This is a genomic window from Nocardia sp. NPDC058497 (genome assembly GCF_042720195.1).
GTDB lineage: Bacteria > Actinomycetota > Actinomycetes > Mycobacteriales > Mycobacteriaceae > Nocardia.
The window spans coordinates 1-5,687 of sequence record NZ_JBHXMY010000391.1; the positions used below are offsets into that span (position 1 = coordinate 1).

Genomic DNA, 5,687 nt, shown 5'->3' on the forward strand with positions numbered 1-5,687 from the left:
GTCGGTATGTGCAGCGGGGCTTTCACCCTCGCCGAAGCCGGGGTGCTGACCGGCCGCACCGTCACGATGCACTGGCAGTGGGCGGCCGAATTCCGGCGCAGATTCCCCGATACGGAGGTCGACGATGCTGTGCTCTTCATCGACGACGGGGACATTCTCACCTCGGCAGGCAGTGCGGCGGCCCTCGATCTAGCCCTGTATCTGGTAGGCCGCGACCACGGTGCGCAGATCGCCACGGCGGTCGCGCGCCGTCTCGTCTTCGCCGCGCACCGCCGGGGCGGACAGCGCCAGTTCATCGAACAGCCGGTGCCACGCGACCCAGGTCCGTCACTCGCATCGACGGTCGAGTGGGCCGAACATCATGCCACCGAACCGATTACCGTCGCCGATATCGCGGCCACCGCCTGCGTGAGCGTGGCAACCCTGCATCGCCGCTTCCGCGCCGAACTCGGTTGCACGCCGCTGGCCTGGCTCACCGCCCGCCGCCTCGACCACGCCCGCAGACTCCTGGAAGCAAGCGACCTTGCCGTGGAGCAGGTCGCGACCGCGAGCGGCCTCGGCACCGCGGTGAACCTGCGCACTCACCTGGCCGCCGCGACCGGTCTCACCCCGACCGCCTACCGCAGACAGTTCCGCACCCGACACGCGTGATCCGCCGGCATCGGCGTATCCGGCGGCTAGACCTGGGCCGACCATCGGCTCGCGCTCGCTCGCGGGAATCAGCCCGTGATCGTCACCCTCCTCGGCGTTCTCCGGGATGCGTAGAGAGCCAGCGGCACCGTGCCGGTAGGGTCCCGGCATGCCCCTCGTCTCGCTCAACGGCATCCAGCTCAACTACGACGTCACCGGGTCGGGACCATTGGTCCTGCTCGTGATGGGGAGTGGCAGTCCTGGCCGCGTCTGGCGCACCTATCAGGTGCCTGCCCTGGTCAAGGCCGGGTTCCGGGTCGCCACGGTGGACAATCGGGGGATTGCGCCGTCTTCGGAGTCGGCGGCCGGGATCACTATGGCCGACCTGGTCGGGGACACCGCGGCGCTGATCGAGTACCTGGGGGCGCCCGCCCATGTGGTGGGTACGTCGATGGGGTCGCGGGTGGTGGCCGAGCTCGCGCTGGCGCGGCCCGAGTTGCTGGGTAAGGCCGTCATGTTCGCTGCCACGGCGCGTCCGCATCCGCCGTCGAGCATGCTCAACCGGGGTGAGCAGGCGTTGTTCGACAAGGGGATTCAGCTGCCGCCCGAGTATGCGGCCGCGGTCAAGGCGATGCTCAATCTGTCCCCGCATACCCTGGCCGATCCGGGCAAGGCGCAGGAATGGCTCGATATCTTCGAATTCACTTCGGGCAAGGGCACTCCGGGCACACGCGCGCAGCTGGGGATGGATCGGTCGCAGGACCGGCGCGAGGCGTATCGGCGGATCACCGTGCCCAGCCTGGTCGTCGGGTTCGCTGATGATCAGATGGTGCCGTCGCGGTTCTGCCGGGAGGTCGCCGAGATGATTCCGGGCGCCCGCTATGCCGAGATCGAGCACTGTGGGCACTACGGCTATCTCGAACAGCCCGACGAGATCAACCGCGTGCTCGTCGAATTCCTCTCCGCCGCTTGATCACCCACCCCGATCGAGCTGCCTGGCCCCGGTTCACGACGGCTGGATCAGCTTGGTCGCCGCGGCCGCCGCGATGGCTTCGGCCGCGGCGCTGAGCGCGGGGGAGTCGAGCTTCCACTGCTGCCAGTACAGCGGGACGTCGATGCGCGCCCTGCCGTTGATATTGACGAGAGTTCCCTCGGCCCTGTCCTTTTCGGTCTGCAAGTCCGGCAGCATGCCCCAGCCCATCCCGAGCCGCACCGCGTCGCCGAAGGCGTTGGAGGACGGCACGAAATGGGTCGGCGGATCGATCGGCCCCGGCGACTGGGCGCGGATGTGCCGGAACTGCAGATCGTCTTTGCGGTCGAATTGGATCATCGGCACATTCGCGTACGAACCCGGTCGCGCGCCGTCGGGAAACCAGTACTGCGCGAAATTCGGCGTCGCGAGTGCCTGGTATCGCATGGCGCCGAGCGGTTCTACCTTGCAGCCGAGCACAGGAGTCGCGGTCGCGGTGATCGCCGCCATGACCGTGCCGTCGCGGAGCAGCTGGGTCGTATGTTCCTCGTCCTCGCGATGCAGTTCGAAGCAGATTCCGCCGGACAGCCGGGCGATCGCGGGCATCACCCAGGTCTCCAGCGAATCGGCGTTGACGGCGATGGCGATCCTGGCGGGGCGGCCCGCGGGGCGATCGGCGCCGCCGAGCTCGCGCGCCGTGTCGCCGGTGAGCAACTCGACCTGGCGCGCCAGCCGCAGCACGGCCAGCCCGGATTCGGTGGCCCGCACCGGTTTCGAGCGCTGCACCAGGATGACGCCTGCCGATTCCTCGAGTGCCTTGATCCGCTGGCTGATCGCTGACGGCGTGACGTTCAACCGCCGCGCCGCCGCGTCGAAGGTGCCTTCGGTGAGTACGGCGTCGAGCGCGCGCAACTGGTCGAGCTGGAGATCCATGTAAGCGATTCTAATGATGGTGAAAAATCATTAGCTGGTCTGAACCTTGGTGGTCTCTTAACGTCGAAAGACGTGACGGCATCTTCCGCGGCACTGGCCGCCCTCTCCGGATTGGGCTTCGGGCTCTCACTCATCGTGGCGATCGGCGCGCAGAACGCGTTCGTGCTGCGTCAAGGTGTGCGCGGACAGCACGTCCTGCCGGTGATCGCCGTGTGTGCCGTCTCCGACATCGTCCTGATCGCGGCGGGAGTCGCGGGCTTCGGCACCGTCGTCGAGGCGGTGCCCGCCATCCTGACCGTCGCCCGGTACGCGGGCGCGGCCTTCCTGCTCGGATACGCGGTGCTGGCGGTGCGGCGGGCGATGAGTTCGTCGGCGCTGATCGCCGACGCCGCGCGCGCCTCGGTGGCCGTGGGCGCCTCGGTGCTCACCTGCCTGGCGCTGACCTGGCTCAATCCGCATGTCTACCTGGACACGGTCGTGCTGCTCGGTTCGTTCGCGAGCACCTACGCGAGTCCGGATCGCTGGTTCCTGGCCGCGGGCGCGATGGTCGCCAGCGTCGTCTGGTTCCTGGCGCTGGGTTACGGCGCGCGTCGCCTCGGACCGCTGTTCGAGCGACCTGCCGCGTGGCGCGTTCTCGATTCGCTGATCGCGGTGATCATGTTCGCGTTGGCGGTCGGCCTCGTCGTCTCCTGACGCAGGCTCAGGACCCGGCTGTCCACGGTGTGACGGGTGGCTTGACCCAGAGCAGCTTCTCGTCCGCGTGGGTGCGCACCGCGGCGGCGTGGCCGGGGTTGCGGGCGGCCCAGGCGTCCTTCTGGTCGAGCAGGTCCGCGACGACCTGCCAGGTCTCGCCGGTGCTCGGCGGATTGGTGTCGGCGGCCCTGGCCAGCTTGCGCAGGGTGGCCGCGGGCAGGGCGAGGAGTTCGGCACTGCGGATATCGCGCGACCACGCGTAGCCGGCCAGCCGGCGGGCCTTGGCGACGCGGCTCGCGGTGGCGGCGTCGGAATGCGCGTGATCGGGTGCCTGATCGGCGGAGTCTGGCACGGGCCGATTCTACGACGAACGCCCGCGCTCCGGTCGGCGATGACCGGGGCGCGGGCGTTCACCCGTCAGGTGGCTCAGTAGGCGCTGTTGACGTTGTCCATCGAGCCGTAGCGGTCCGCGGCGTAGTTGCAGGCCGCGACGATGTTGGAGACCGGGTTCCAGACGTCGAACGGGGTGCCCTCGACGTGGTACGCGGCAAAGGTGGGGTCGATCACCTGGAGCAGGCCCTTGGAGGGGATGCCCATCGCGGCGTTGGAGTCCCAGAGGTTGATCGCCTGGGGGTTACCGGTCGACTCGCGCATGATGTTGCGGTGGATGCCCTCGTAGGAGCCGGGGATGCCCTTGGCGGCCATGATGTCGAGGGCCTCACGGATCCAGCCGTCCAGGTTGTCCGCGTACACCGGCGGGGCGGGGGCGGGCTCGGGCATCGGGGCCGGGGCGGCCTCGGGAGCAGGTGCGGGGGCCGGAGCGGCCTCCGGCGCGGGGGCCGGAGCCGGGATCGCCTCGACGGCGGGGGCGGCGGGGGCGGCGGCGACGGCGGGGATGCTCTCCGCCTGCTCGACGACCATGGCGGCACGCTCGGGGACGCTGTCGTCGGCGAAAGAGACGGCGGAGGACGCGGCTACGGCGACCAGACCGACCGCGGCGACCGCCACGGTGAACGCCTCACGGCGCGAACGACGGCCGATAACGGTGCTGAGCTTGTCTTTGTTGAGCATTGCTTTTCTGTTCCTTCATCTCTGTCTGGCGCCACAGGCCCTGGTGGGGGCGCTGTGGATCGCGCAGCGCGCGCAGCGGCGCACGCCGGTCAGGCGATGTGTTGTTTCTGTCTGTATGGGAATGTGCGACGCTGTCGGGGTCGGACTCGCTCGTCGGCGGTCCGTGCGTCGCACGGTGCTCCACAGCTGGCTGCGGGGAGACCACGCGCTGTTCGGTTCTCGTGCTCCGGAAGTTGGATACCTCGGGGCTAACCAAACCGCAGGTCTGTTTGTGACCTGATTGCAGAATGGTCACGACGGGTTAACGCAAGGTGAACGAAACCTGAACGGCAAACGCTGACGATCTTGGTCGCTCCGCCGGGTAGATGCGGAATCGTTATCTACGCAGGGGCTTTACTGCCGTTTCAGATGTGGCGCGCGTCACAGAAAAAGTTTGCCCAAATCGGGTTTCACGATCATTTGCGCAGCTCCAGCGTGTCCGGATCGGGACTGGTGTGGCGTTGAGCGCCGATGTCCAGGTCGATTTGATAACGGCCTCGTGACCGTTGCCGAACGCGGAGCCCTGACGCAAAAAGACCGCATCCCGGCAGTTTTGGTAACTGCCGGGATGCGGTCTGTTGTGCGCCATCAGGGACTCGAACCCCGAACCCGCTGATTAAGAGTCAGCTGCTCTGCCAATTGAGCTAATGGCGCTTGGTTTGCTCGGATCGCGACTCTAGGAGAGAGCCTCTCGGCTTCTCCGTTCGCCCCGCTCTCCGGTGCGGAACAAACATTAACAGGCTTGGGGCCGGAAAGTGAAATCGGGCTCTGACCAGCGACAACGCGGGCCTGTTCGAAGTGTTAACGATCGGGGGCCCGGCAGGTATCTAACGATTGTGACTTGGTCGTGTCGCGGGGGTCTATCCCGTTGGTCACGGCCGGGCGGGCTGGCAGAATGGCGGGACGACGATCTCGGTCGCCCCGTCGACGCGGATGGCACGAACGATAGGCGTCGGTGGGATCTGCGGCGCACACACGTTATTGCGTCGGTACGGAAACGGGGTTGAGATGGGTAAGAAGCGGGGGCGACCTCGGTCGCTGCGGACGATCGTTCCGGTGGCACTGCTTGCGGTGTTCGCGCTGGGGGCGTCGGCGTGCTCGGCGGCGGAGGGAGCTGGGGTCGAGGTCGCGATCGACCGCAACCCGATCACCGAGCTGATCAAGCCGAAGCTGGTGTCGACGATCAAGGACGGTCAGGTCGGTGTCTCGCCCGGCATGCCGATGGCCTTCCAGGTCGAGGACGGCAAGTTCACCGAGGTCACGCTCACGAACAAGGAGGGCCGTCCGGTCTCGGGGCAGCTGGCGGGCGACGGCCGCTCCTGGGCGACCACCGAGGTGCTCGGCTACGGCA

Annotated in this window: 7 protein-coding genes and 1 tRNA gene; 4 read left to right on the plus strand and 4 right to left on the minus strand. The window is 67.8% G+C overall.

All coding sequences use genetic code 11. The features are described 5' to 3' along the window. Both ACFWPJ_RS22840 and ACFWPJ_RS22845 read left to right on the plus strand, forming a co-directional pair. Positions 1-651, plus strand: a 651-nt coding sequence (locus tag ACFWPJ_RS22840; RefSeq protein ID WP_378854423.1) for a GlxA family transcriptional regulator, incomplete at its 5' end; no start/stop codon positions are given. 148 nt (positions 652-799) lie between these two features. After that, a complete protein-coding gene (locus ACFWPJ_RS22845; protein ID WP_378854424.1) occupies positions 800-1,603 on the plus strand; it encodes an alpha/beta fold hydrolase in 804 nt (267 codons plus the stop codon). Between the two features lie 33 nt (positions 1,604-1,636). On the opposite strand, the gene ACFWPJ_RS22850 is transcribed toward ACFWPJ_RS22845, so the two are convergent. Next, positions 1,637-2,533: a LysR family transcriptional regulator ArgP gene (locus ACFWPJ_RS22850; protein ID WP_378854425.1), complete on the minus strand. Its 897-nt coding sequence runs from the start codon at positions 2,531-2,533 to the stop codon at positions 1,637-1,639. 72 nt (positions 2,534-2,605) lie between these two features. Between ACFWPJ_RS22850 and ACFWPJ_RS22855 the strand changes: the two genes are divergently transcribed. Continuing rightward, positions 2,606-3,226, plus strand: coding sequence for a LysE/ArgO family amino acid transporter (locus ACFWPJ_RS22855; protein ID WP_378854426.1), 621 nt, complete (start codon positions 2,606-2,608; stop codon positions 3,224-3,226). 7 nt (positions 3,227-3,233) lie between these two features. Here the strand turns inward: ACFWPJ_RS22855 and ACFWPJ_RS22860 are convergent, their stop codons facing one another. The 3 genes from ACFWPJ_RS22860 to ACFWPJ_RS22870 all read right to left on the minus strand — a co-directional run bounded on the left by ACFWPJ_RS22860 (position 3,234) and on the right by ACFWPJ_RS22870 (position 4,990). Continuing rightward, entirely contained in the window at positions 3,234-3,578 is a 345-nt protein-coding gene (locus tag ACFWPJ_RS22860) for a hypothetical protein (RefSeq protein WP_378854427.1), read from the minus strand. A 74-nt stretch (positions 3,579-3,652) separates the two neighbouring features. Beyond that, positions 3,653-4,297 carry a transglycosylase SLT domain-containing protein gene (locus tag ACFWPJ_RS22865; RefSeq protein ID WP_378854428.1) on the minus strand — a complete coding sequence of 215 codons (645 nt, stop codon included), beginning with the start codon at positions 4,295-4,297 and terminating at the stop codon, positions 3,653-3,655. Positions 4,298-4,917: 620 nt separating this feature from the next. Beyond that, positions 4,918-4,990: transfer RNA gene (locus ACFWPJ_RS22870), tRNA-Lys, on the minus strand. Between the two features lie 402 nt (positions 4,991-5,392). Between ACFWPJ_RS22870 and ACFWPJ_RS22875 the strand changes: the two genes are divergently transcribed. After that, positions 5,393-5,687: Ig-like domain-containing protein (locus tag ACFWPJ_RS22875; RefSeq protein WP_378854429.1), on the plus strand; the 295-nt coding region annotated here is incomplete at its 3' end.